The sequence below is a fragment of the Microcella putealis genome (genome assembly GCF_004216575.1).
Classification (GTDB): domain Bacteria; phylum Actinomycetota; class Actinomycetes; order Actinomycetales; family Microbacteriaceae; genus Microcella; species Microcella putealis.
Genome location: NZ_SGWW01000002.1, coordinates 91,156 through 116,785 on the forward strand (window position 1 = coordinate 91,156; position 25,630 = coordinate 116,785).

24 protein-coding genes are annotated in these 25,630 nt (G+C 70.2%); 14 read left to right on the plus strand and 10 right to left on the minus strand.

Annotated elements, in window-relative coordinates; translation table 11 throughout:
• Positions 1-8: 8 nt before the first annotated feature.
• On the minus strand, positions 9-839 hold the full coding sequence (locus tag EV141_RS05370; RefSeq protein WP_130484954.1) for a purine-nucleoside phosphorylase: 831 nt from the start codon (positions 837-839) through the stop codon (positions 9-11).
• A gap of 79 nt (positions 840-918) precedes the next feature.
• Here EV141_RS05370 and EV141_RS05375 point away from each other — a divergent pair, with 79 nt between their 5' ends.
• Together EV141_RS05375 and EV141_RS05380 are read left to right on the plus strand one after the other, a co-directional pair.
• Entirely contained in the window at positions 919-2,358 is a 1,440-nt protein-coding gene (locus EV141_RS05375) for an NAD(P)H-quinone dehydrogenase (RefSeq protein WP_130484955.1), read from the plus strand.
• A gap of 298 nt (positions 2,359-2,656) precedes the next feature.
• Positions 2,657-3,625, plus strand: a complete 969-nt coding sequence (locus EV141_RS05380) for a hypothetical protein (protein ID WP_130484956.1) — start codon at positions 2,657-2,659, stop codon at positions 3,623-3,625.
• 237 nt (positions 3,626-3,862) lie between these two features.
• On the opposite strand, the gene EV141_RS05385 is transcribed toward EV141_RS05380, so the two are convergent.
• Positions 3,863-5,686 (minus strand): acetyl/propionyl/methylcrotonyl-CoA carboxylase subunit alpha, encoded by a 1,824-nt coding sequence (locus EV141_RS05385; RefSeq protein ID WP_130484957.1) that lies wholly within the window; start codon positions 5,684-5,686, stop codon positions 3,863-3,865.
• Between the two features lie 101 nt (positions 5,687-5,787).
• A complete protein-coding gene (locus EV141_RS05390; RefSeq protein WP_130485325.1) occupies positions 5,788-6,429 on the minus strand; it encodes a Maf family protein in 642 nt (213 codons plus the stop codon).
• Between the two features lie 41 nt (positions 6,430-6,470).
• Between EV141_RS05390 and EV141_RS05395 the strand changes: the two genes are divergently transcribed.
• From EV141_RS05395 to EV141_RS05410, 4 genes are all read left to right on the plus strand, one after another.
• Positions 6,471-7,769 (plus strand): class I SAM-dependent RNA methyltransferase, encoded by a 1,299-nt coding sequence (locus tag EV141_RS05395; RefSeq protein ID WP_130484958.1) that lies wholly within the window; start codon positions 6,471-6,473, stop codon positions 7,767-7,769.
• A 114-nt stretch (positions 7,770-7,883) separates the two neighbouring features.
• Positions 7,884-8,561: a response regulator transcription factor gene (locus EV141_RS05400; RefSeq protein ID WP_130484959.1), complete on the plus strand. Its 678-nt coding sequence runs from the start codon at positions 7,884-7,886 to the stop codon at positions 8,559-8,561.
• Positions 8,542-9,897, plus strand: coding sequence for a sensor histidine kinase (locus tag EV141_RS05405; RefSeq protein WP_130484960.1), 1,356 nt, complete (start codon positions 8,542-8,544; stop codon positions 9,895-9,897). Before EV141_RS05400 ends, EV141_RS05405 begins: the two co-directional genes overlap by 20 nt.
• Positions 9,894-10,928: a hypothetical protein gene (locus EV141_RS05410; protein WP_130484961.1), complete on the plus strand. Its 1,035-nt coding sequence runs from the start codon at positions 9,894-9,896 to the stop codon at positions 10,926-10,928. The genes EV141_RS05405 and EV141_RS05410 overlap by 4 nt, the downstream gene beginning before the upstream one ends.
• 406 nt (positions 10,929-11,334) lie before the next feature.
• Here the strand turns inward: EV141_RS05410 and EV141_RS05415 are convergent, their stop codons facing one another.
• From EV141_RS05415 to EV141_RS05425, 3 genes are all read right to left on the minus strand, one after another.
• Entirely contained in the window at positions 11,335-11,619 is a 285-nt protein-coding gene (locus EV141_RS05415) for an acyl-CoA carboxylase epsilon subunit (RefSeq protein WP_198675509.1), read from the minus strand.
• Positions 11,616-13,214: an acyl-CoA carboxylase subunit beta gene (locus EV141_RS05420; RefSeq protein WP_130484962.1), complete on the minus strand. Its 1,599-nt coding sequence runs from the start codon at positions 13,212-13,214 to the stop codon at positions 11,616-11,618. Before EV141_RS05420 ends, EV141_RS05415 begins: the two co-directional genes overlap by 4 nt.
• Before the next feature lie 76 nt (positions 13,215-13,290).
• A complete protein-coding gene (locus EV141_RS05425) occupies positions 13,291-14,244 on the minus strand; it encodes an EamA family transporter (protein WP_130484963.1) in 954 nt (317 codons plus the stop codon).
• Between the two features lie 41 nt (positions 14,245-14,285).
• Here EV141_RS05425 and EV141_RS05430 point away from each other — a divergent pair, with 41 nt between their 5' ends.
• The 6 genes from EV141_RS05430 to EV141_RS05455 are packed head-to-tail and all read left to right on the plus strand — an operon-like array spanning position 14,286 to position 19,938.
• Positions 14,286-15,065, plus strand: coding sequence for a biotin--[acetyl-CoA-carboxylase] ligase (locus tag EV141_RS05430; RefSeq protein WP_130484964.1), 780 nt, complete (start codon positions 14,286-14,288; stop codon positions 15,063-15,065).
• A 4-nt stretch (positions 15,066-15,069) separates the two neighbouring features.
• Positions 15,070-15,624: a PH domain-containing protein gene (locus tag EV141_RS05435; protein ID WP_157985512.1), complete on the plus strand. Its 555-nt coding sequence runs from the start codon at positions 15,070-15,072 to the stop codon at positions 15,622-15,624.
• A gap of 22 nt (positions 15,625-15,646) precedes the next feature.
• Positions 15,647-16,945 (plus strand): UDP-glucose dehydrogenase family protein, encoded by a 1,299-nt coding sequence (locus EV141_RS05440; RefSeq protein WP_130484966.1) that lies wholly within the window; start codon positions 15,647-15,649, stop codon positions 16,943-16,945.
• Positions 16,946-16,994: 49 nt separating this feature from the next.
• Positions 16,995-18,095, plus strand: a complete 1,101-nt coding sequence (locus EV141_RS05445) for a 5-(carboxyamino)imidazole ribonucleotide synthase (RefSeq protein ID WP_130484967.1) — start codon at positions 16,995-16,997, stop codon at positions 18,093-18,095.
• A 44-nt stretch (positions 18,096-18,139) separates the two neighbouring features.
• Positions 18,140-18,622, plus strand: a complete 483-nt coding sequence (purE, locus tag EV141_RS05450) for a 5-(carboxyamino)imidazole ribonucleotide mutase (RefSeq protein WP_130485327.1) — start codon at positions 18,140-18,142, stop codon at positions 18,620-18,622.
• Positions 18,619-19,938 (plus strand): LCP family protein, encoded by a 1,320-nt coding sequence (locus EV141_RS05455; protein ID WP_130484968.1) that lies wholly within the window; start codon positions 18,619-18,621, stop codon positions 19,936-19,938. Before purE ends, EV141_RS05455 begins: the two co-directional genes overlap by 4 nt.
• 27 nt (positions 19,939-19,965) lie before the next feature.
• Here the strand turns inward: EV141_RS05455 and EV141_RS05460 are convergent, their stop codons facing one another.
• Positions 19,966-21,102, minus strand: coding sequence for a glycosyltransferase (locus tag EV141_RS05460; protein WP_130484969.1), 1,137 nt, complete (start codon positions 21,100-21,102; stop codon positions 19,966-19,968).
• Between the two features lie 74 nt (positions 21,103-21,176).
• On the opposite strand from EV141_RS05460, the gene EV141_RS05465 reads away from it, so the two are divergent.
• A complete protein-coding gene (locus EV141_RS05465) occupies positions 21,177-21,797 on the plus strand; it encodes a dTDP-4-dehydrorhamnose 3,5-epimerase family protein (protein WP_130484970.1) in 621 nt (206 codons plus the stop codon).
• Here the strand turns inward: EV141_RS05465 and EV141_RS05470 are convergent.
• The gene (locus EV141_RS05470; RefSeq protein WP_130484971.1) at positions 21,757-22,653 is read right to left on the minus strand and encodes a glycosyltransferase family 2 protein; all 897 of its coding nucleotides are present in this window, start codon (positions 22,651-22,653) and stop codon (positions 21,757-21,759) included. The genes EV141_RS05465 and EV141_RS05470 overlap by 41 nt on opposite strands.
• A 66-nt stretch (positions 22,654-22,719) precedes the next feature.
• Between EV141_RS05470 and EV141_RS05475 the strand changes: the two genes are divergently transcribed.
• Positions 22,720-23,745, plus strand: a complete 1,026-nt coding sequence (locus EV141_RS05475) for a glycosyltransferase family 2 protein (RefSeq protein ID WP_130484972.1) — start codon at positions 22,720-22,722, stop codon at positions 23,743-23,745.
• Here the strand turns inward: EV141_RS05475 and rfbD are convergent.
• Both rfbD and rfbB read right to left on the minus strand, forming a co-directional pair.
• On the minus strand, positions 23,735-24,589 hold the full coding sequence (gene rfbD, locus EV141_RS05480) for a dTDP-4-dehydrorhamnose reductase (RefSeq protein ID WP_130484973.1): 855 nt from the start codon (positions 24,587-24,589) through the stop codon (positions 23,735-23,737). The two genes, EV141_RS05475 and rfbD, sit on opposite strands and share 11 nt — an antisense overlap.
• Complete coding sequence (rfbB, locus tag EV141_RS05485; RefSeq protein ID WP_241969091.1) at positions 24,586-25,581, minus strand: dTDP-glucose 4,6-dehydratase; 996 nt, start codon at positions 25,579-25,581, stop codon at positions 24,586-24,588. Before rfbB ends, rfbD begins: the two co-directional genes overlap by 4 nt.
• Positions 25,582-25,630 lie beyond the last annotated feature (49 nt).

Below are 25,630 nucleotides of genomic sequence, written 5' to 3' on the forward strand. Positions count from 1 at the left end.
TGTCCCTCCTAAATGGCCGCGACGATCTTCGCCAGCAGGGCGCTGATCACCGGCTCGGCGGCGCGGCCGGCGTCGATGACCTCCTGGTGGCTGAGCGGCTCGGGGCTGATGCCCGCAGCGAGGTTCGTGATGAGCGACATACCCAGAATCTCCATGCCGGCCTGGCGGGCCGCGATCGCCTCGAGCGCGGTCGACATGCCGACGATGTGCCCACCCATCGCCTTCGCCATCTGCACCTCGGCGGGCGTCTCGTAGTGCGGGCCGCGGTTCTGCACGTAGACGCCCTCATCAAGGCTCGAGTCGATGGTGCGGGCGAGCTCGCGCAGCCGGGCCGAGTACAGGTCGGTGAGGTCGATGAAGGTCGCGCCCTCGAGCGGGCTGTCGGCCGTCAAGTTGATGTGGTCGCTGATGAGTACGGGGGTGCCGGGCTGCCACGCGGGCTTGATGCCGCCGGCGCCGTTCGTGAGGATCATCGTCGTCACGCCCGCGGCGGCCGCCGTGCGCACCGAGTGCACGACGCGGCGCACCCCGTGGCCCTCGTAGTAGTGGGTGCGGGCGCCAATGACGAGGGCGCGCTTGCCGCTCGGCAGCGCGACGGAGCGCAGGGTGCCGACGTGGCCCTCGAGCGCCGGCTTCGAGAAGCCCACGATCTCGGGGGCGGGAATCGTGTGCGTGGTCTCGCCGATCAAGTCGGCCGCCTTCGCCCAACCCGAGCCGAGCGTCAGCGCGATGTCGTGCCTCTCGACGCCCGTCGCCTCGGCGATCTGCGCCGCCGCCTGCTGGGCGAGGGCGAATGGGTCGGCCGTGGGGTCATCGAGCGGGTTCTGCGCGTGGGACATGGTCACCATCGTAGAGTCGCGCGGATGCGCGGCTCACCGCTCATCTGCGCGCTCGCATCCGGGGTGAAAGAATGGACGCGTGGCCACCCAATTCGAACGCACCCACCGCATCGTCATCCTCGGCGGAGGGCCAGGAGGCTACGAGGCGGCACTCGCCGGAGCCCAGCTCGGCGCCGACGTGACCCTCATCGAGCGCAGCGGCGTGGGCGGCTCGGCCGTGCTCACCGACGTCGTGCCGTCGAAGACCCTCATTGCGACCGCCGAGGCGGCCGAAGCGATCACCGAGGCGGCCGAAGTTGGCGTGCAGTTCTACTCGCGCACCGAGGCCGGCCGCGCCGTCAAGCCCGAGATCGCGGTCAACCTCACCGCCATCAACCAGCGACTGCTGCGCCTCGCCGCCCAGCAGTCGCAAGACATGCATGACCAGCTCGAAACCGCGGGCGTGCGCGTGCTGAACGGTGACGCCCGCCTCGACGGGCCGAACCGCGTCGTCGTGTCGACCGGTCACGGCAAGAAGCGCGTCGACTTCGACGAGTGTGACGCCGACACCATCATCGTCGCCGTCGGCGCCTCGCCCCGCGAGCTCGACAGCGCGAAGCCCGACGGCGAGCGCATTCTTACCTGGAAGCAGCTCTACGGCCTCGAGGATGTGCCGGAGCACCTCATCGTCGTCGGCTCTGGTGTGACCGGCGCCGAGTTCGCCTCCGCCTACCGCTCGCTCGGGGCGCGGGTCACCCTCGTCTCGTCCCGCGATCAGGTGCTGCCCGGCGAAGACGCCGACGCCGCAGCGCTCATCGAAAAGGTGTTCGTCGCGAACGGGATCGATCTGCTGTCGGCGAGCCGCGCATCCTCAGTCGAGAACATCGGCGACGGGGTGCGCGTCACCCTCTCAGACGGTCGGACGGTCGAGGGCTCGCACTGCCTGATGGCCGTCGGCGCCGTGCCGAACACCGCCGACATTGGCCTCGCCGAGGCCGGAGTACAGCTGACCGACACCGGCCACATTCGGGTCAACCGGGTGGCGCGCACGTCGATCCCATCGATCTACGCGGTCGGCGACTGCAGCGACTACCTGCCGCTCGCCTCAGTCGCCTCGATGCAGGGGCGCACCGCGGTCTTCCATGCGATGGGCGACGCGGTCGACCCGATCGAGAAGCGCAACATCACCTCAAACATCTTCACGCACCCCGAGATCGCGACGGTCGGCTTCTCGCAGAAAGACGTCGAGACCGGGGTGGCGCGCGGCACCGTCTACAAGCTGCCGCTGTCGTCGAACCCGCGGGCCAAGATGCAGGGCATCAAGGAGGGCTTCATCAAGCTCTTCGCCTCGCGCACCTCGGGCACCGTCATCGGCGGGGTGGTGGTGGCGCCGCGGGCGTCCGAGCTGATCCTGCCGATCGCACTCGCCGTCGAGCACCGCCTCACGGTCGACCAGCTCGCCTCAGCGATGAGCGTGTACCCCTCGCTGTCGGGCGGCATCACGGACGCTGCCCGCGCGATGCACGTGCGCCGCGAGTAGGCGCCGCCGCCGCCGCGGGCCCGCGCCCCGCCGCCGATCGCCGCGCCCCGGCCCCCAGCGCCCAGCCCGCCGCGCGCGGTGGCCCGCGCCCCGCCCCCGCCCCTGCTCGTGGGGGGAGCCGTCCCGGTGGTGTGGAGCTAGTTCGAACTGTCACCCACCGACCGAACTGGCACCCGCTAGCCGCAAAGGCTGGGGCGCCGAAAGGCGCCGCTCCTCCACTTCGCTTGTGTTTTCTTGGGACTCCGCGGGCTTGCGACCCCGCAGTCAGCCGTACCCCGCGCACCGTAACCCTGCGAGCATGATCACTCTGAGCGATTACGCCGACGACCGCGGTCTGATTCGCGTGGCGACCATCAACGACCCGGGAGTCCGCGCGCAAACCGCGGCCGGCGCGCGTCGTGGCGAGCTGGTGAGGCTTGCGCGTGGCTGCTACCTGCCGACCACTCTTTGGGACTCGCTTGAACCGGATGCTCGCTACCGCGCGCGGATTCGAGCGGCGGTCACCGGGCGTCTGGCCCCCGACGAATTGGTCTGCGGGATCAGCGCCGCAGCCATGTGGCGACTGCCAGTGTCCGGCAGGTGGCCCGCCAGCGTGCACACAGTGCGGCCCCGTCACGGTGGTGGCCGTCGTTCGGGCATCGTGACCCGTCACTCGTCGAGCGTGCCTGACCCGGGTGATTGGGTGGAGGGACTTCCGGTGACGACGCTGGCGCGCACGGTCGCCGATCTTGCCGGCGGTCACTCTCGTTACGTCGGGGTTTCGGTGGCCGACGCTGCACTCGCCGGCCTCTTCGCGAGCGATGACTACTCGTTCTCTCGTAAACCCGCCGAGCGAGCCCTCCTCGCCGCTGAGGCTGAGCGGCTCCCGCTCTCAGCGGGTCGAACGCGTGCATTGTCCGCGGTCGCATTCGCGGATGCTCGCTCCGCGAACGTGGGTGAGTCGCGTGTGCGGGTCACCCTTGACCGATTGGGAGTGCCTGCTCCCGAACTTCAGACCCCCTTCGTCGTGCCGTCAGGCAAGACGTACTTTGCGGACTTCTGGTGGCCGGACCAGCGTTTCATTCTCGAATTCGACGGCAAACGCAAATACCTCGATCCCCGGTACCGCGGGGGGCGGACCGCTGACGAGGTGGTGTACGACGAGAAGGTTCGTGAAGATGCGTTGCGCGCTGAGGTGAGGGGGTTCGCACGCGCTGACTGGGACGAGGCGGGCTCGCCGGAGCGCCTTGGCGCTCGACTGCGGCAAGCGGGGTTTGTGTTTCCGTGATCCGACACAGGGCTGCTGGCCAACGCGACGGGGCGCCGCGAGATACGGGTGCCAGTTTCGTCATCGGGTGCCAGTTCGAACTGTCGCCCACTCGACAAAGTGGCTCCACCCCACAGGGTGTGGGTGCGCGGGCGGGGCGCGCGCAGCGGGAGGGTGCGCTGGCGGGGCGCGCGCAGCGTGAGGAGCGCGCGCCGGCGATGGGTGCGGGCGGGGCGGGCGCGGCGCGGGCGCCCCGCGCTACGCGTCGGCGATGGTGAGCAGCACAGTCCCGGCGGGCACGGTCTCGCCGACCGCCGCGCCGATGCTCGCCACGACGCCGTCTTTGTGCGCGGTCATCGGCTGCTCCATCTTCATGGCCTCGAGAACGACGACCAGGTCGCCGGCGACGACCGCGTCACCCTCCGACACCGCGAGCTTCACGACCGTTGCCTGCATGGGGCTCGTGATGCTGTCGCCCGAACCTCCGGCACCCGCAGCGCCCGCGCCGCCGCGACGACGCGGTGCGGGGGCCGTGCCAACCCCGGCGCCCGAGCGGGCTCCGCCTGCCGAGCCCGCGGCACCCGATGCGACGCCGCCGGCGCCGAGCAGCGACTCGGGCAGCGACACCTCCATGCGCTTGCCGTTGACCTCGACGATGACACTCGAGCGGGGCGCCGGCCCGGTCACCTCCGAGCCGGTGAGGGTGCCGCTCCAGGGCTCCAGCTCGTTCGCGAACTCGGTCTCGATCCAGCGCGTGTACACGCTGAACGGCGAGCCGTCGGCCGGCGCGAACGCCGGGTCGTCGACGACCGCTCGGTGGAACGGCAGCACGGTCGGAAGGCCGGCCACCTCGAATTCGGCGAGGGCGCGTCGCGAACGCTCGAGAGCATCCTCTCGACTCTTGCCCGTCACGATGAGCTTCGCGAGAAGCGAGTCGAACGCGCCCGAGATCACGTCGCCGGTGGTGACGCCCGAGTCGACCCGCACGCCGGGGCCGCCGGGGAAGCGCAGGGCGTGCACGGGGCCGGGCATCGGCATGAAGTTGAGTCCGGGGTCTTCGCCGTTGATGCGGAACTCGATCGAGTGGCCGTGCGCGACGGGGTCGTCGTAGCCGATCTCTTCGCCCTCGGCGATGCGGAACTGCTCGCGCACGAGATCGATTCCGGTGACCTCTTCTGAGACCGGATGCTCGACCTGCAGTCGCGTATTCACCTCGAGGAATGAGACGGTTCCGTCGGCGCCGATGAGGAACTCGCAGGTGCCAGCCCCGAGGTACTTCGCCTCCCGCAGGATCGCCTTGGACGCCTCGTATAGCAGTGTCGTCTGCGCTTCGCTGAGGAACGGCGCGGGCGCCTCCTCGACGAGCTTCTGGTGGCGGCGCTGCAGCGAGCAGTCGCGGGTTGAGATGACGACGACGTTGCCGTGCGCATCGGCGAGGCACTGGGTTTCGACGTGGCGGGGCTTGTCGAGGTACTTCTCGACGAAGCACTCGCCCCGGCCGAAGGCGGCGATCGCCTCCCGGGTGGCCGACTCGAACAGCTCGGGCACCTCGTCGCGCGTGCGGGCGACCTTAAGGCCCCGGCCGCCACCGCCGTAGGCCGCCTTGATGGCGACGGGCAGGCCGTGCTGGTCGACGAACTCGAGCACCTCGGCGGCCGATTCGACGGGGTTCAGCGTGCCGGGGGCGAGCGGCGCGCCCACCTTTTCGGCGATGTGCCGAGCGCGCACCTTGTCGCCGAGCGCCTCGATCGCCTCAGGCGAGGGGCCGATCCAGATGAGCCCGGCCTCGATGACGGCGCGGGCGAAGTCGGCGTTTTCGGCGAGGAACCCGTAGCCCGGGTGTACGGCGTCGGCCCCCGAGCGGCGCGCGATCGAGAGCAGCTTGTCGATGACGAGGTAGGTCTCGGCGCTGGTCGAGCCGCCGAGCGCGTACGCCTCGTCGGCGAGTACGACGTGCCGCGCGTCCCGATCCTGGTCGGCGTAGACGGCGACGGTGCCGATGCGGGCGTCGCGGGCGGCGCGGATGACGCGGACGGCGATCTCTCCGCGGTTGGCGATGAGCACCTTCGAGATTCGGGCCATGGTTCTCTACCCTAGGCCCGGCTCAGCGAGCGGCGGTTGGCGCGCATCCACAAAAGCCCGCGGACAGCGTTGCGTGAGCCGACAACGCAGGCGGATGCGCGTTACCGGTTCCAGAGCTCGGTGAACCGCCCGCCGAGTTCGTGCACCAGCACGCGCAGCAGGGGCACGCTGAGGCCGACGACCGTGTGCGGGTCGCCGTCGATGCGGTCGATGAACGCCGCACCCTTCGAGTCGATGGTGAAGGCGCCGGCGACCTTCAGTGGCTCGCCCGTGGCGATGTAGGCGTCGAGTTCGGCGTCTTCGATGTCGCTGGCGAAGTGCACGACGGCGCTCGTCGCCCGCCCCACGGCTCCCTGCACGCGGCCGCCGCGGTGGTCGATGAGCCAGTGGCCCGAGTGCAGCACGCCGCTGCGCCCCCGCTGAACCCGCCAGCGCTCGCGCGCCACCTCCGGGTGGTGGGGCTTGCCGTACACCACGCCGTCGAGCTCGAACGCGCTGTCGCCGCCGAGAATGAACCCGTCGATCGGAGCCCCGTCGACCTCGGCACCAACGATGGCCTCGGCTTTCAGCCGGGCGAGCAGCTGCACCATTTCTGCGGCGGGCATCGGGTGGCCGAGCTCGGCTTCGCGGGCGGCGACGGCCGCTTCTTCGTCGACGCCGGGGGCGTGGGTGAGGGGCTCGATGCCGACGCTGCGCAGGGTCGCGAGCCGCGCGGGCGAGGTGGAGGCGAGGTACAGGCGCACGCCCCGATCGTAGGTGGCGCGCACGCGCCTACGCTGGGTTCATGACTGTTCCCGCCTCCGACAGCGCCCGCAGCAGCGGCCCTGTCCCCGCCCCTGGCACCGAACTTGAGCTGACCGTCGACCGCATGGCCCACGGCGGAGTGGGCGTCGCCCGGCACGACGGCCGCGTCGTTTTCGTGGCCGACGCGATTCCGGGTGAGACGGTGCGCGCCCGCCTCACCGAGACGCGCAAGAAGAGCTTCTGGCGCGCCGACACGATCGAGGTGCTGACTCCCAGCGAGCACCGCCGCCCCCATGTCTGGGCGGAGGCAGGCGTCGAGCGCGACCCGGCCGACCGCGCGGGCGGCGCCGACTTCGGGCACATCGCGCTCGAGCACCAGCGCGAGCTGAAGCGGCGCGTGCTCGTCGAATCGATGGCGCGCATGGGGCGCGTCGATCTGGAGGACGGCTCCGAGCATCCGGCGGCCGGGGTGCGCGTTCAGGCGCTTCCGGGCGATGACGCGGCGAACGGCCTGGGCTGGCGCACCCGCATTCGGATGCACGTGGCCGCTGACGGCCGCATCGGTCCGATGGCGGCGCGCTCGCACCGCGTCGTTCCGGTCACCGACGTGCCGCTCGCGACGGCTGCTGTGCAGGTGGCTGCCCCGTTCGCCGAGCGCTTCACCGGGGTGCCGACGGTCGACGTGCTGGCCCCGACGGTGGGCGACCCGCGCCTCATCATCGGCGAGCAGGCCCCGTCGCCCATTCGCGAGGTGGTCGGCGGGCGCGAGTTCCGGCTCGACGACTCGGGCTTCTGGCAGGTGCACCGCGAGGCGCCGGCGGCGTTGAGCGCCGCCGTGCAGCGGGCGCTGCGTGCCGAGCTCGTCGACCCCCGGGCGCACAACCTTGATCTGTACGGCGGGGTGGGGTTGCTTGCCGCGGCGCTGGCCGACGCCGCGGGCCCCGACACGGTCGTCACGAGTGTCGAGGCCGACGAGCGCGCGACCGATCATGCGGCCGAGAACCTCGCCGAGTGGCTCGGGGCGCAGGCCGAGACAGGCCGGGTCGATCGCTGGCTGCGCGCGCTGGAGGCGAGCGCCTCGGCGGCCGAGCGTGATCGGCTGCGGGCGGCGACGGTCGTGCTTGATCCGCCGCGTGCGGGAGCCGGTCGCGACGTGATGGATGCGCTGGGTCGCCTCGCGCCCGAACAACTGGTGTACGTGGCGTGCGATCCGGTCGCGCTGGCACGCGATGTCGCCCTCGCGGCCGAGCACGGCTACGCGCTCACCCGCCTCGAGGCATTTGACCTGTTTCCGCACACGCACCACCTCGAGGCAGTCGCGACGCTCGTGCGCGCCTGATTCGCGCGACGAGATCGCACCGATAGCATGGCCGCGTCGTACCCGATCGACCGCGCGGGGTATGGCCGTGATGACTCGCGCGTGGTGACAGGGTTTCGATAGTCAGGGTGACGCGTGGCGGGTTCCGAGAGCAGGCAGCATCGAGTCGCGGTCGTTGACGACCACGAGTCGGTTCGTCTCGGCCTGCAGGCGGCATTCACGAACGCGGGCTTCGACTTCGTGCTCGCGGCCGCGACGGTGCCCGAACTCGTCGAAGGGCTTGCGGGCCGCGAGGTCGACGTGGTCGTGCTCGACCTGAGCCTCGGCGACGGCTCAAGCGTGACCGAGAACGTCAAGAACGTGCAGACTCTCGGCTCGGCCGTGCTCGTGCACTCGATCGCTGACCGTGTCGCGCTCGTTCGGGAGGCGCTGGCCGCCGGTGCCGCCGGGGTTATTCCCAAGGCGTCGAGCACGCGCACCGTGATTCAGGCCGCCGAGACGGTCGCTCGCGGCGAGGTGCTCAACAACCTCGAGTGGGCGAGCGCGATTGACGCCGACCGCGACTTCGCGAAGGCCCAGCTCGGGCGCCGCGAGCGCGAGATTCTGCACCTGTACGCGAGCGGGCTGCCGCTGAAGCTCGCCGCCCAGCAGCTGGGCATCGGCTACGCGACGGCCCGCGAGTATCTCGACCGCATCCGTCAGAAGTACGTCGAGGTGGGGCGCCCCGCTCCGACGAAGGTTGACCTTTTGCGCCGCGCCGTCGAAGACGGAATTCTGCCCGGGCTCGACACGGATGACGACGACACCGACTGAGCCGCCCCCGGTTCCGTCTACGGGCTCACGGGCGAGCAGCGGCACGACAAACGCGACGAGCACGCGCGCTCCGACCGCCGCCCCGCCCGAGATGAAGGCGCCGCTCGCGCCGCTCAGCCGCCGCCGCGTCGACACGATCCTGTCGCGGGCTGTGGCCGGCTTCGGCATCGTGTTCGGCGCCCAGGCGATTCCGGCGATGCTCGCGCAGTACGGGTTCGCCGAGCCGATGTGGGCGATGATCGCGATCCCCGTCGTCTACGCCTCGCTCGTCTTCTCGCTGCTCTGCGCGCTCGCGAAGCGCTTCGTGGTCGGGGCCGCCCGCGTCGTCGCCTTCATCTACATCGCGGCCCTGGTGACCTGGCCGTTGTTCGTCGCCGACCCCGCGCAGGTGCAGTCGGGCGACCACTGGCTATACCAGCTGACGACTGTCGCGACCGCGGCGGCGGCGATCGGCTTCCGCACGCGCATCGCCACGATCTACCTCGTCGTTGTGCCGCTCATCTACGGCGTGATTCGGGCGCTCCCGCAGGGCGGCACGGGCCCCGTCGAGCTCGGCTTCTTCAACGCGGTGTACGCGATCATCCTCGGCGCCGCGGTGCTCGTGATCGTCACGATGCTGCGGGTTGCCGCGTCCAACGTCGACACCGCCCAGCAGACGGCTCTCAGTCGCTACTCACGCGCGGTGCGCCAGCACGCAACCGAGGTCGAGCGCGTGCAGGTCGACGCGATCGTGCACGACAGCGTGTTGACGACGCTTTTGACCGCCGCGCGCGCCCACGGTGACCGCGAGCAGGCGCTCGCTGGCCGCATGGCCGCCGACGCGATGCGGCACCTCGCTGACGCGGCGCTTGTGACGCCCGACGACGGGTCGACGGTGCGTTTCCGCCAGCTCGCCGACCGCCTGGGCGCGGCAGCGCGCGGCATGCCGGTCGCCTTTTCGCTGCGCCGCCGCGGGGTGGATGCGCGCATCATTCCCGCAGGCACGGCCGAGTCGCTCTACTCCGCCGCGATGCAAGCGATGGTCAACAGCGCTCAACACGCGGGAGGCCCCGGCGTACGCCGCTGGCTACACGTGACCGGGATGCCCGAGGGGCTCATCGAGATCGTGGTCGGTGATGCCGGTGCTGGCTTCGACCTCGCGAGCGTGCCGGAGGAGCGCCTCGGCGTGCGGCGCTCCATCGTGGAGCGCACCGCCAGCGGCGGCGGCACGGCCGAGGTGGCGAGTGCGCCCGGTCGCGGCACCGTCGTCACGCTGCACTGGTCGGGTGCCGTAGACGAGGCCGCTGACGCCGACCGCGATGAGAGCTCCGACGATACCGCCGGGGGCACCGCATGAGAATCGGCGTCCCCCGCGGACTCATCGTGGCGCTCGCGAGCGTCTTCTCGGGTTACCACGTGGTGCTCGGCCTCTACACGATCGATGTGCCGTCGAACCCGCTGCCGATCATCGCGGCAATGGCCCTGTACCTCGCGGCAACCGGGTTGAGCCTGGCGCCCGGGCAGCCCGAACGCATGTCCACGTGGCTGGCGGGGCTCAACGTGCTGGTGTGCGCCGCCATGCCCCTGCTGATCGCCCCCTGGCTCGACCTGGAGCGCGAGGGCGGCCTCGGCTACGCCACCTGGTACGTCGCCGCCATTGGCACGCTGATGACGATCACCTCGACGCGTCGCCGTCACATGTTTGCTTGGGCGGGCATCGGAATCCTCGTGGTGCACACGATCGTCTGGGGCGGCTTCGGCGCCGTGCTGGGCATTGGCGTGGTCGGCAGCATCGTGTGGGTCGCGATTTCGCACATTCTGTCGCGCGCGCTCGCGTCGGCGTCTCGCGACGCCCTGCAGTTCGCCGAGGCCGAACGAGAGGCGACGAACTGGGAGGCCGCGCAGGAGGCGCACCTCACCGAGCGTCAGGTGCGGCTGGGTACCACGACCGACCGGGCGCTTCCCATGTTGAGTCTCATCGCCGAGCGCAACGGTGCCCTCACCGAGACCGAACGTGCCGAGTGTTTGTATCTTGAGGCGGGCATCCGCGATGAGATTCGTGGCCGGTCGCTTCTGAACGATCGGGTGCGTTGGGCGGTGTTGGATGCTCGACGCCGTGGCGCCGTCGTCACCCTTTTCGACGAGGGCGGCCTCGACGACATCGACGCGGCGCGCATGCAGCCGGCGCTCGATCGGCTGGCCGATGCGATCGCCGGCACCCAGGCGCGACGCATCATCGCGCGCACGGCGCCGGCCGACTCGGACGTGGCGATCACCGTTGTGGGCCTCACCCCGACGGGCGAGGCGAGCTCGAGTGAGCTCGGCAGCGACGACGAAGAGAGTGACGACGACGAGGTCGATCTCTGGCTGGAGATCGCGAAGCCCTAGGCATCTCGCCGGGAAAAGATTGAGGGGCCGGAGTACCCATCTCCGGCCCCTCATTATCGAGTGAGTGACGCAACCCGAATGCGTCTCTTACTCGCCCCCCAATCGTCGACCTCTTACCCTGTCGGTCGAGACGGGCGATGTGCGGATACCGCTCCATCGAGTACCTCTAGTGTGCTCGCCACCCCAGCCTGTGGAAAGTCGGCATTTGGGGGGACATGTGGGGGACAATCCTGATCCCAACTGGGGGACAAAACCCCCCCATTTGGGGGCTTATTTCCCGAAAAACGGTCGATTTCGGGGGACAAAGTTCTCCACAGGCACGAATCTGTGCGCGCTCCCAACGAAACGCGACGAAATCCGAAGCATTGTTATGCGGATCCCGTTGTTTCCGGGCGGTACCGGGGGTTTAGGGGCGCAGCCCCACCGACGCACGCCACTGCCCGGGGCCGGCCGTCAGCGGAGCGCGCATGACCCGTGCACTGCGCTCCCAGAAGTTCACCGGGGGCGCGACGGGCTCGGCGCCGAGGGCCGCACGCTCGGCGGCCACCGCGGCGATCACGACCTGGATGGCGGCGAGCTCCTCATCGCTGGGGTTGCCCGCGACGAAGCGGAGGGAGAGCGGCGCCGCGCCGTCCTCGATGCCCGCGCCCCGCGCATCCTCGCCGCTCTGCTCGACTGTGGCGTCGCTCACAGCGGGATGTTCCCGTGCTTCTTCGGCGGCAGGCTCGCGCGCTTGCCCTTGAGGGCGCGCAGGGCCTTGATGATCGCCGCGCGGGTGGCCGCCGGCTCGATGATGCCGTCGATCTCGCCGCGCTCGGCCGCGAGGAAGGGGCTCGCCACGTTGTAGGTGTACTCGTTCGCGAGGCGCGTGCGCACGGCGGCGACGTCTTCGCCGGCGGCCTCAGCCGCCCGAATCTTGTCGCGGTACAGGATGTTGACCGCACCCTGGCCGCCCATGACCGCGATCTCGGCGGTCGGCCAGGCAAGGTTCATGTCGGCACCGAGCTGCTTCGAGCCCATGACGATGTAGGCGCCGCCGTAGGCCTTGCGCGTGATGACGGTGACGAGCGGAACGGTGGCCTCGGCGTAGGCGTACAGCAGCTTGGCGCCGCGGCGAATGACGCCCGTCCACTCTTGGTCGGTGCCGGGCAGATACCCGGGCACGTCGACGAGGGTCACGATCGGAATCGAGAAGGCGTCGCAGAAGCGCACGAAGCGGGCGGCCTTCTCGCCGGCGTCGATGTTGAGCGTGCCCGCCATCGCGTTCGGCTGGTTGGCGATGACGCCGACGCTGCGGCCCTCGACGCGGGCGAATCCGATGACGATGTTCGGGGCGAACAGCGGCTGCACCTCGAGAAAGCTGCCCTCGTCGACGACGTGGTCGATGATGTCGAGCACGTCGTACGGCTGGTTGGGGCTGTCGGGCACCATCTGGTTGAGGCGCCGGTCGGCGTCGGTGATCTCGAGTTCGGCGTGCGACTCGTACTGGGGCAGCTCTGCGAGGTTGTTGTCGGGTAGGTAGCTGAGCAGGGCGCGGGCGTAGTCGAAGGCGTCGTGCTCGTCGTCGGCCAGGTAGTGGCTGACGCCCGAGGTGCGGTTGTGCGTGAGGGCGCCGCCGAGCTCTTCCATGCCGACGTCTTCGCCGGTGACGGTCTTGATGACGTCGGGGCCCGTGACGAACATCTGGCTGGTCTTGTCGACCATGATCACGAAGTCGGTGAGAGCGGGGGAGTAGACGGCGCCGCCGGCCGCCGGGCCGCAGATGATCGAGATCTGCGGGATGACGCCCGAGGCCGCCGTGTTGCGGCGGAAGATCTCGCCGTACTTACCCAGGGCGACGACGCCCTCCTGGATGCGCGCCCCACCCGAGTCGAGGATGCCGATGATGGGCACCCCGGTCTTGATGGCGAGCTCCATCACCTTGATGATCTTCTCGCCGGCCACCTCGCCGAGCGAGCCGCCGAAGATCGTGAAGTCTTGGCTGTAGACCGCGACCTGGCGGCCGTGGATGGTGCCGGTGCCCGTGACGACCGAGTCACCGTAGGGGCGCTTGGCTTCCATGCCGAAGGCGTGCGTGCGGTGGCGTACGAACTCGTCGAGCTCGACGAAGCTGCCGTGGTCGAGCAGCGCGTCGATGCGCTCGCGGGCGGTGAGCTTGCCCTTGGCGTGCTGCTTTTCGATGGCGGCTTCCCCGGCCGCGGTCACGGCCTCGTGGTAGCGGCGCTTGAGGTCGGCGATCTTGCCAGCCGTCGTCGTGAGGTCGGGGGCAGGAGTCTCGTCGGTCACCGTGTCAGCCTATCCACCGCACTGGGCGGGGTGCCGTTGGCGCTTCCCCACAAAAACGCTGCCGCCCGCTGTGGGCTTATGCCGCGCCCGCCGCGATGGCGGCGATCCCTGCGAGGGTCAGCGCGACGCCGGCGAGCTGCACCGGCCGCAGCCGCTCGCCGAGCAGGCGCCAGCTGAGCAGTGCCACGACCGCGGGGTAGAGCGAGGCGAGCACCGCGACGACGCTCAGCGCGCCCGATTGCGCGGCGGTTCCGTAGGCCGCGTTCGCGAGGTAGACGAGCATCCCGATCGCCGCGATGGCGGCGTAATCGCGGGGCCGGATGCGCGTGGGGGCGAGCGCGGGCATGGCGGGTCGGCCGCGGTGCAGCTGCGCGGCGGCCGTGCGCAGCCGGATGTGGATCCACGCGGAGAACGCGACGATGTAGATGGCGAGCACGACGACGGCCGAGATGATGAGGGTCGTCGTGAGGTCGGCGGCGGCTCCCCGAGCGAGGCCGACTTGGGAGGTGCCGAAGCCGGCCGCGGCGATCAGGGCGAGCACGATCGACAGGGTGGCTCCCCGCCGTCGGGTGTCGGCGACGTACGCGTAGTCGCCCGCGGCGGGCGGTCGCTGGCGCTCCAGCTCGGGCCCGGTCGCGAGCACGCTGCCGATCACGGCGAGCGCGAGCCCCGCGCCGAGGAGGGGGCCGACGGCGTCGCCGGAGGCGAGTCCCACCGACACGGGCACGAGCACCGACAGTGCCGACACGGGCGCGACGACCCCCATCGTGCCGATCGCGAGACCCCGAAACAGGGCGGCGACGCCGATGGCTTGGGCGACACCGGCGATCGACCCCCAGAACACGGCGTCGGCGAGATCGGGCCGGAACGGGTCGACCAGTAGCCGTGCGGCGATCGCGAGTGCCGCCACCACCTGCGAGCCGAGAAGCACCACGATGAGCGGCGCGCGCCGCGAGAGGGCACCGCCGAGGTAGTCGCTGATGCCGAGCAGCAGGCTCGACACGAGGGCGAGGAAGGCGAGCCCGGGCATCGCCCCAGTCTGCCTGACCGCGCGCGCCTACCCTGGGGAGCATGGCCGACCTCCCCCTTACCCGCGCGCTTGCCCCGAGCCTCGAGTGGGTCGACGCGATCCCCAGCACGAATTCCTCGCTCGTCGCCCGCGCCGCCGAGCTTGCCGACGGGCAATTGCTCGTCACCGATACCCAGACGGGTGGGCGTGGGCGCCTCGGGCGTAGCTGGTCGACGGGGCCCGGCCAGGCGCTCGCCGTAAGCGTCTTCATCGCGACCGGTGACGCGCATCCGGTGCCGTCGCCCACGCACCTGGGCTGGTTGCCGCTGGTGGCGGGGCTCGCGATGACGCGCGCGGCGCGGGCGCTCGGTGTCGCCAGCGCCGGCCTGAAGTGGCCGAACGACGTGCTGGTCGGCGGGCGCAAACTCAGCGGCATCCTCGCCGAGCTCACGCCGCACGGGGTCGTCGTCGGTAGCGGGTTGAATCTGACGCAGACGACCGAGCAGCTGCCGGTCGCCACGGCGACCTCGCTGCTCATCGAGGGGGCTCCGGATGCGCGCCGCGCCGACATCGTCGACCGCGCGCTGGCGGCGTGGCTGGCCGAGTGGCTGCCGCTCGTTGCTCGGTGGCGCGAGCTCGACGACCCTGCTGAGCTGCGGGCCGAGGTTGAGGACGCACTCGACACCCGCGGCCGCGCCGTGAAGGTCGACCGCCCCGGCCGCGCCCCCCTGCTCGGGGAGGCGGTCGGGCTCGACCCTGCTGGCCTGCTGCTCGTGCGTGATCGTGACTCAGTTCTTACGGCGATTGCGGCGGGAGACGTGACGCACCTGCGGTATGAATAAGGACATGACGGGCCCGGTGGACACGACGGGAGTGCAGCGCGCCCCCGAGCAGGTCATCGTGCGCCTGCATCCGCACGCCCGCCGGGTGTTGCTGCCGAACCTGTTGGTGCCCGTCATTGTGGGCGCCGCCTCGTGGGTGGCTTTCACGGTCGACGAGCTCTGGCAGGTGTTCGCCGTGCTGGCGGCGGCCGTCGGCCTGCTGCTGCTGTTCTGGGCCGTGCCCATGGTGCGCTGGCTGAATACGCGCTACACCCTGACCACGCGGCGCATGATCATTCAGCGGGGCCTGCTCGCCCGGCACCGCACTGAGCTGCTGCACAGCCGCGGCTACGACGTGGCCGTGCGCCAGGCGGGCCTGCAGGTGATCTTCCGCAGCGGCGACGTGCTCATCAACACGGGGCTCGACCGCCCGGTCATGCTGCGCGACGTGCCGAGCGCGCGCCTCGTGCAGTCGGCGCTGAGCGACCTGATGGAGACCTCCACGTCGTCGGTCGCGGCGCAGCGCCGCCGCGAGAACACCGAGACCGCCACGGGCAGCTTTCGACGCGACCGGGTGTAGCGGCGACCACTACGCTCGTGGCGTGAAGATTTCCGTCATCGGATGCGGATACCTGGGCGCGGTGCACGCGGCGGGCATGGCCGAGCTCGGTCACACGGTCGTTGGCGTGGATATCGACGCGCAGAAGATTGCCGCACTCACCAGTGGTCGAGCGCCTTTTTTCGAGCCGGGTGTGGATGGCCTCCTGCAGTCGCGTTCTGACCGACTGCGCTTCACCACGGACATCAGCGAGGTGGCCGACGCCGAGGTGCACTTCATCGCTGTCGGCACACCGCAGGCAGAAGGCGGAGCTGCCGCCGACATGCGCTTCGTCGACGCAGCGTTCGCGTCCCTGGTGCCGCATCTTCGTCCGGGAGCGCTCGTTGTTGGCAAGTCGACGGTTCCCGTCGGTACGGCCGCTGCGATTGCGCCGCAGGTAGAGGCAGCGGGTGCGTCACTCGCCTGGAACCCTGAGTTCTTGCGAGAGGGCTTTGCGGTCGCAGACACCCTGACCCCCGACCGCCTGGTGTACGGGGTGAGGGCGGGCGACGACGCGTCCGTCGCGCTTCTCGATCGGGTGTACTCAACGACTCTTGCCTCAGGTACTCCTCGCATCGTCACCGACTTTGCGACGGCCGAGCTCGTTAAGGTGAGCGCGAATGCCTTTCTCGCGACCAAGATTTCTTTCATCAACGCGATGGCAGAAATTGCCGAGGTCACCGGCGCCGACGTGACCACCCTCGCGGACGCCATCGGTCACGACACTCGGATCGGCCGGCGGTTTTTGAACGCGGGTGTTGGTTTCGGCGGTGGTTGCCTACCGAAGGACATCAGGGCATTTCAGGCGCGTGCCGACGAGTTAGGTGTCGGGCACGCCCTGGAGTTCTTGGATCACGTTGACCAGATCAATCAGCGTCGACGCGCGCGTGTCGTCGAGCTCGCGTTGGCTGCGCTGGATGATCAGGGTTCACGAGACGCGACGGTCGCTGTTCTGGGACTCGCCTTCAAGCCGAACTCTGACGACGTGCGCGATTCCCCAGCGGTGGATGTCGCGGTCGCCCTAGCGCGCGAAGGGGTGCGCGTCGTGGCGACTGACCCTCAAGCGCAACGCAGTGCCGCACGCAAGGCGCCCGCGGTGACTATTGCCCCGACGGTTGAAGAAGCGATCAATGCGGCATCAGTGGTGCTGGTGCTGACAGAGTGGCCCGAATATCGGGATCTCGACCCGGCGGCTCTCGCGCCACTCACACCGGCCCGCGTGGTCATCGACGGTCGAAACTGCCTCGATGCAGACAAGTGGCGCGCTGCGGGGTGGACCTATCGAGGGTTGGGGCGTTCCTAATGGTCCCCATTCCACCTCTGGATGAGATTCATGATCGAAGGAGTATCTGATGCCCGTCGTCGGAGTGATCGGGGGCGGCCAGCTCGCCCGCATGATGGTGCCGCCGGCCGTCGCGCTCGGCATCGAGATTCGTGTGCTCGCCGAGCAGGAGGGCTCGTCGGCGCGGCTCGCTGCCACGCAGGTCGGTGACTACCGCGACCTCGACACGGTGCGCGCCTTCGCGGCGGGTTGCGACGTCATCACCTTCGATCACGAGCACGTGCCACAGGAGGTGCTGCGCACCCTCGTCGCCGACGGTGTCAGTGTGCAGCCCGGCCCCGACGCCTTGCTCGCCGCGCAAGACAAGCTGCACATGCGCGAGCGGCTGAGCGCCATGGGCGTGCCCGTGCCGGCGTGGGCGCGCGTGACGACGCGGGAGGAGCTCTCGGCGTTTCTTGCCGACAATGGCGGGCGCGCGGTCGTCAAGACCCCGCGCGGCGGCTACGACGGCAAGGGCGTGCGCGTGGTCGATGCCGCCGACGCGGCGGACGACTGGCTCGCCGATGGGCCGGTGCTCGCCGAGCAGCTCGTTGACTTTCGGCGTGAGCTCGCGCAGCTGGTCGCTCGTCGACCGTCGGGTGAGCTGCGTGCCTGGCCGCTTGTCGAGACGGTGCAGAAGGGGGGAGTGTGCGCCGAGGTGGTCGCGCCCGCCCCCCGTGCCTCTGACGCCGTCGAGCGTCGCGCCGCCGAGGTCGCGACGACGATCGCGCACGGCCTGGGCGTGACCGGCGTGCTCGCGGTCGAGATGTTCGAAACTCCCGACGGCCACGTGCTGGTGAATGAGCTCGCGATGCGCCCGCACAACAGCGGCCACTTCTCGATCGACGCGGCGGTCACCAGCCAGTTCGAGCAGCACCTGCGGGCCGTGCTCGACTGGCCACTCGGCGACACCGAGCTGATCGCCCCGCACGCGGTCATGATCAACGTCTTCGGCGGCCTCACCGACGGCCAGATCGCGCAGGCGCTCGGGCACCAGCCGGCCGCGAAGGTGCACGCCTACGGTAAGTCGCCGCGCCCGGGTCGCAAGGCCGGGCACGTGACGGCGTTCGGCGACGACCTTGACGACGTCGCATACCGCGCGCGCGCCGCCGCCGCCCACTTCGACGCCTGACGGGTAGCCTGAACCGCGTGCCTCAGCATCTCGTCTCTGTCGTCATGGGCTCCGACTCCGACTGGTCGGTGATGGGCGACGCCGTTGCCGCGCTTGACGAGTTCGGCATCGAGTGCGAGGTCGAGGTGCTCTCGGCCCACCGCACCCCCGACCGCATGATCGCCTACGGGCGCGAGGCGGCGAGCCGCGGCATTCGCGCGATCATCGCCGGCGCCGGCGGGGCCGCCCACCTTCCCGGCATGATCGCCTCCGTCACGACGCTTCCCGTGATCGGCGTGCCCGTGCCGCTGAAGTACCTCGACGGCATGGATTCGCTGCTCAGCATCGTGCAGATGCCGGCCGGCATCCCCGTCGCGACGGTGTCGATCGGGGGCGCGCGCAATGCCGGAATTCTGGCCGCGCGCATCCTGGGGTCGTCCGAGCCGGCGATCGCCCAGAAATTGGATGCTTTTGCCCACTCCCTCGAGGCGATGGTCGCCGACAAGAACGCGGCTCTGAAGGCGACGGCCGCCCGGCGCGAGCGGTGAGCCTCACCTCGCCGATTCGGCACCCCGACACCCGCCAGCCGGAGCTGATGTCTCGCCGCGGCTGGTGGCTCGTCGGGCTGAATGTCTTGCTGCCCGGCTCGGCGCAGATTCTGGCCGGCAACCGGCGGCTCGGGCGCTTCGCGCTGGGGGCCACCCTCATTCTGTGGGCGACGATGGCGCTGGCCGCCGTGCTCTTCTTCCTCAACCGGGGCTTCGCGCTGTCGCTCATCACGAATGTGTGGGTGCTGTGGCTGCTGCAGGCCGCGCTGCTGTTCTACGCGGTGCTGTGGCTCTCGACGACCCTGAACGCCCTCGTCTTGGTTCGACTCGTGAAGACGCCCGGGCGCACGCGCGCGGGCCTTTTGGCGTTTACCGCGGTCACCCTGGCCGTCAGCGTGGGCGGCACCTCGTACGCGGCCTACCTCACGGGCGTCGGTCGCGACACGCTCGGCTCGGTCTTCGCCGGTGGTGGCTACGTCGCTCCGATCGACGGACGGTACACGGTGCTGTTGCTCGGCGGCGACGCGGGGCCCGATCGCCTGGGCCTGCGCCCCGACTCCATCACGCTGGCGAGCATCGACGCCGACAGCGGCGCCGTCACGATGATCGGGATTCCCCGCAATTTGTACAACGCACCGTTCCCCGCCGACTCGCCGCTCGCATCCGAATGGCCGAACGGCTACGACTGCGGCGACGACTGTCTCATCAGCTACATCTACCCGTGGGCCGAAGAGCGCCCCGAGCTTTACCCCGAGGCCGAGCTCGCCGGCTCGACTCCCGGCATCGAAGCCACCCGCGACGCTGTCGAAGGGGTCACGGGTCTCGAGGTGCAGTTCGTCGTATTGATCGACCTCGGCGGGTTCCAGTCGCTCATCGATGCGATGGGGGGTGTCGTCGTCGACGCCGAACCCATGCAGCTTGGCATCAACGGCGGCCCCGTGGTCGGCGAGATCGTCGCCGGTGAGCAGCGCATGGATGGCGGCACCGCCCTCTGGTACGCCCGCAACCGCTACAACCTCACCGACTTTGATCGCATGGCGCACCAGCGGCAGATTCAAGAGGCGATGCTGCGGCAGTTCGACCCACTGACCGTCTTCACCCGCTTCGAGGCGATCGCCGAAGCCAGTACGCAGACCGTGCGCACCGACCTGCCGCAGTCGATGATCGGGGTTCTCGCCGACCTTGCGGTGAAGTCGCGTGAGCTGCCGATTACCGACGTCGAGCTCGTGCCGCCGACCGTCGACAACGTGAACCCCGACTACGGGATGGTGCGCGAGATGGTCGCGGCCGCGGTGGCGCCGCCGAGCGACGAATAGCGCTGCCGAGCGACGGGCCCCGTGACCCTAGAGGTCGGCGTGTAGCTGCCAGGTCTTTTCCGCGGCGTCGCGCCAGGTGAAGGCGCGCGCTCGGTCCTGGCCGACAACTCCCAGTTCGCGGCGCGCGTCGGCGTCGTCGACGAGCCGGGTGAGCGCGTGAGCGAGCGCGTCGGGAAGGTGGGCGATCGAATCGACGGCGACGAGCATGCCGCTGTCGCCGATCGTTTCGCGCAGCGCCGCCTGGTCGGTGTGCACGAGCGGGGTGCCGAGGCTCATCGCCTCGAGGGCCGCCGTGACGAAGCTGTCGGCGAGCAGGGGCGCGATGGCCACGGTGGCTCGCCCCAAGACGACGGCACGCTCTTCCGCCGTCAAGCCGGCGCGCACGCGCACGCGCTCGCGACGGCGCTCGTCGTCACCGATGGCGTCGGCGAGCGCGGCGGCGGAGCCTGAGTCGGTCATTACGACGAGCGGCAGCTCGGGGCCACCCGGCAGCTCGAGCGCGTCGAGGATCGTGGGCAGGCCACTGCGCGTATCAAGCACGCCGGCGAGGGCGATGTAGTCGTTCGGCAGCGTGAGGCGTGACGCGATGTCGTCAGCGTCAGCCGGAACGTGGAACGCTTCGCCCACGGCACCGGGGATGACGCGGATGCGATCGCCGAACGACAGGATGTCGTCGAGTTCGTTGGCCACGGCGTGGGTCGGCACAACGACCGCGTCAGCGTACTTGTGCGCGCGCCGCACCATCGCGCGGTGCCAGGCGACGCCGCGACTCGTGAGCACCTCGGGGTGCGACCACGCCGCCGTGTCGTGAATCGTCACGATCGTCTGCTCGTCGGGGTTCTCAAGCCGGTCGTGACGGTAGAGCGGCGCGAGCAGGCTGGGCGCGTGCACCGGCCCTGTTCCCGGCAGCCGGCTGAAGCCGTGCTGCCACGCGGCCGCGAGCTGGCGCCGGTCGAGCGCGCTCTTGTCGAGCCGGTCGAGGCCCGGCAGGCGCTCGGCGATGACGTCGTAGTCGGAGTCGGGGAGCGACGGCGTGAAGCCGCGCACGACGCATCCGCGTGGCGCGGTCGCAATCAGCGAGCGGGTGAGGTCGAGGGCGTGCAGCGCGACCCCGGTCACCACCGGTGCGCTCACGCCGTCGAGGACGACGCGCAGCGCGATCATGCGGCGAAGAGGATGCTCGGGGTCACCGCACAAGGATAGCGATGGCCCGATGGGCGCGCCCTAGGCTTGTCACCATGCAGATTCGCGAGCTCTCCATTGCCGGTGCCTTCGAGGTCACCCCTCGCCAGTTCCCCGACGACCGGGGCGTTTTCTGGGAGTGGTACCGCTTCGACGCGCTGGCGGAGGCGGTCGGCCACCCGATCGAGCTGAAGCAGGGCAACGGCTCGGTGTCGAAGCGGGGCGTGGTGCGGGGAATCCACTTTGCGGACGTGCCGCCGAGTCAGGCGAAGTACGTGCAGGTGCTGTCTGGCGCGATTCTTGACTACGTCATCGACATTCGGGTGGGTTCGCCGACGTTCGGCGAGTGGGAGGCCGTGCGGCTCGACACCGTCGACCGGCGCGCCCTCTATATTGCCGAGGGCCTCGGCCACGCCTTCGTCGCCCTGGAGGACAACACGACCGTCACCTACCTCGTGACCGAGACGTTCTCGCCCACGCGTGAACACGGCATCACGCCGGTCGACGAGACCGTCGGGCTTGAGTTCCCGACCGACATCGGCGAGATCCTCCTGTCGCCGAAAGACACCGACGCTCCGACGCTCGCCGAGGCCGAGCGCAACGGGCTCTTGCCGAGCTACGAGGCGGCGACCGCGTTCACCGCGTCGCTCGACGAGCGGTGGCGCGCCGCGCGATAGCCGAGCGGATATCGAGGCCGATCCCGAGCATCCCGCGAATCGGGGCGAGAACGCGCCCCGGGTACTTCTGCGCCAGAAATCTCTTCGCGCTGTCGTGATGCGCCTGAATCATGCGGGCCGACTCGTCACCCGAGGTGGAGTGCGCGCCCGTGTGGGTGACCACCGCGTCGGGCACGAAGCGGTTGACGTAGCCCGCGCGGCCCAGCCGGAAGCCCAGGTCGACGTCTTCGAAGTACATGAAGTAGCCCTCGTCGAAGCCGCCGACCTCGTCGAAGGCGGCGCGGCGAACGAGCACGCACGAGCCCGACAGCCAGCCCACGTCGGCCGTGCCGTCGCTCGCGCGGCGAGTGCCGAGGTAGCGCGCCGACCAGGGGTTGGACGGCCAGACACGGCCGAACACGGCGTGGCCGACACCCGTGCGCAGAGAGGGCACCGAGCGTGCTGAGGGGTACAGCGCGCCGTCCCCGCCGAGCACGGTCGGCCCGGCGCTGCCCACGCGCTCGTTCGCGCGAGCGGCGGCGAGAAGCGCATCGACCGCTCCGGCGCCGAGCACAACGTCGGGGTTGCTGACGAGTACCCATTCGACCGATGCGGGCAGAGTTCGCACGGCCGTGTTGATGGCGCCGCCGTAGCCAGGGTTCGCCTCGAGGGCGACATAGTCGGCCCCCGCCCCAGCGGCGAGGCGACGAGCGTCGCCGACGGCGGGAGCGTTGTCGACGATCACGACGCTGACGGGCTCGCTGACGGAGCCGGCAATCGAGTCGAGGAACGCGGGCAGAACCGCGTCGGAGCGGTACGCGACCGTCACGATGGCGACCGTCGCCGCGTTCCCCTGCCCGTTTTGCGCCGCTCCCATCGTGCCGCCATGCTACTCGGCATGTGCCCATCGCTCCGTCGCCGTGAGAGCTTCTAGGCTGGGCCCATGAGCCCTGCCGCCGCCAACCGACGCCGGGTGTCGGTGGCGCTGTGCACTCATAATGGCGAGCGATTTGTTGCCGAACAGGTGGCGAGCATCCTGAATCAGAGCGTCGCCGTCGACGAGATCGTGGTCGGAGACGACGCCTCGAGCGACGGAACCGTCGCCGTCATCGAATCGGTGGTGGCGGATGCGCGGGGTCGCGGCATCGAGACAGAACTCACGATCGTGCGCCGTGACGCTCCGCTCGGGGTAGCCGCGAACTTCTCGGACACGATCGCCCGCACGACGGGGGAGTTCGTCGCGCTCAGCGACCAGGACGACGTGTGGCCGGCGGAGCGGCTGGCGCGCCTGCTTCCCGCCTTCGACGACCCGGGGGTGCTGCTCGTGCACTCGGACGCCCGGCTCGTCGATGCCGCGGGCACGCCCACGGGCCAGCTGTTGCTCGACACGCTCGATGCGAGGGCGGCCGAGCGGCGCGCCCTCGCGAACGGGCACGCGTTCGATGCCCTGCTGCGGCGCAACCTCATCACGGGCGCGACCGCGGTGCTCAGGGGGCCGTTCGCCCGCGCGGCGCTGCCCGTAGGGAACGGGTGGATTCACGACGAGTGGTTCGCCATGGTGGCGGCGCTCTCGGGTGGCGTGCGCCTCGTGTCCGAGCCGCTGCTCGACTATCGCCAACACGGGGGCAACCAGATCGGGGCGAGCGCCGTCGACTGGGAGCGTCGCAAACGGAAGCTGACGGAGGCGCGTGATGAGCGTGCCGCGCGCCTGATCGCGCGGGCCGCGAGCATCGCGGAGTACGCCGACGCGCATCCCGAGGTGGCCGACGCGCGCCTGCGTGAGGCGCTGCAGGGGAAGCTGGCGCACGAGCGGTGGCGCGCCACCCTGCCGGTCAGCCGCGTCGCGCGGGTGCCGAGGGTCGTTGCCGCCGCCGTGGGCGGGCGATACCGCCGCTACAACCGGGGGCTGATTGATGTCGTGCGCGACCTCGTGCAGCCGGCGACGGCGGGTCAGGCGACTAGGGCGTAGCCACCGCGCCGGCCGTGAAGGCCGCGTCGAGCGCCGTGCGCCAGTCGCGCGGGGTCGCCAGGCCCGCGGCGGCCCACGCGTCGTGCCCCAGCACCGAGTAGGCGGGCCGGGGTGCCGGCCGCACGAAGCTCGACGAGTCGGTCGGCTGCACTCGCTCGGGGTCGAGCCCGGCGTTCTCGAAGATCGCCCGGGCGAAGCCGAACCAGGTCGTCTCGCCCGACGCCGTGCCGTGGAACACGCCGTGCGTGACCGGCGAGTCGATGAGGGCGACGAGGTGGGCGGCGAGGTCGGCTGTCCAAGTGGGTTGCCCGCGTTGGTCGTCGACCACCGTGAGGGTCTCGCGGTCGGCGGCGAGCTTCAGCATCGTCGCGGCGAAGTTCGGGCCGTGCTGCCCGTACAGCCACGCTGTGCGCACGATGATCGTGCCGTCGGGGTGGGCGGCGCGGGCCAGGCGCTCGCCGTCGGCCTTCGTGCGGCCGTACGCCGACACGGGCGCGAGCCGCGCGTCTTCGGCGTAGGGGCTCGTCGCGTCGCCGGCGAACACGTAGTCGGTCGACACCTGAATCAGGCGTGCGCCGTGGCGGGCGGATGCTCGCGCGAGGTTTTCGGCGCCCGTCGCGTTGATGAGGTGCGCCGCCTCTTCGTCACTCTCGGCGGCGTCCACCGCGGTGTACGCCGCGCAGTTCACGACCACGTCGTGCCCCGCGACGGCGTCGGAGGCGGACGCGGCGTCGGTGATGTCGAGCTCAGCGCGGGTTGCGGCGGTGACCGCGCGCCCTGCGAGCGCGGTCTGCAGGTCGCGGCCGAGCATCCCACTCGCGCCCGCGATCAGGATGCGCGTCACTGGCCCTGCGCCGCGTAGCGCGCCTCGGTCGCGTCCTTCTGCGGGGCCCACCACGCCTCGTTGTCGCGGTACCAGTCGATGGTGGCGGCGAGGCCTGCCGTGAAGTCGGTGTAGCGGGGCTGCCAGCCGAGCTCAGTGCGCAGCTTCGTCGAGTCGATCGCGTAGCGCAGGTCGTGGCCGGGGCGGTCGTTGACGTGGTCGTAGGCGTCGGCCGGCTGACCGAGCTGCTCGAGGATCAGTTCGACGACGTCTTTGTTGTTCTTCTCGCCGTCGGCGCCGATCAGGTAGGTCTCGCCGATCGCGCCCTTATCGAGGATGGTGAGCACGGCCGAGGAGTGGTCGTCGGCGTGAATCCAGTCGCGCACGTTGAGGCCCGCGCCGTACAGTTTCGGCCGCTCGCCGCGCAGCACGTTCGTGATCTGGCGGGGAATGAACTTCTCGACGTGCTGGTACGGGCCGTAGTTGTTCGAGCAGTTCGAGATCGTCGCCTGCACGCCGAACGACCGCACCCAAGCGCGCACGAGCAGGTCGCTGCCCGCCTTCGTCGACGAGTACGGGCTCGATGGGTTGTAGGGGGTGGCCTCGGTGAAGCGATTCGGGTCGTCGAGTTCGAGGTCGCCGTAGACCTCGTCGGTCGAGATGTGGTGGAAGCGGACGCTGTGGCGGCGGACGGCCTCAAGCAGCGTGTAGGTGCCGATGATGTTCGTGTCGAGGAACGGCTTCGGGTCGTCGAGCGAGTTGTCGTTGTGGCTCTCGGCGGCGTAGTGCACGACCGCGTCGGCACCCGCGACCAGCTCGTCGACGAGCGCGGCGTCGGCGATGTCGCCCTTGACGAAGGTGAAGCGGTCGTCGGGCAGCCCGTCGAGCGACGCCAGGTTGCCGGCGTAGGTGAGCTTGTCGAGCACCGTCACGTGGTGGTCGGTGTGCTCGATCACGTGGTGCACGAAGTTCGAGCCGATGAAGCCGGCTCCGCCGGTGACGATGAGTTTCACGGTGTCCTGTCTCACTTTCTTGCCTGCGGGCGGATGGCCCCGCACGAGT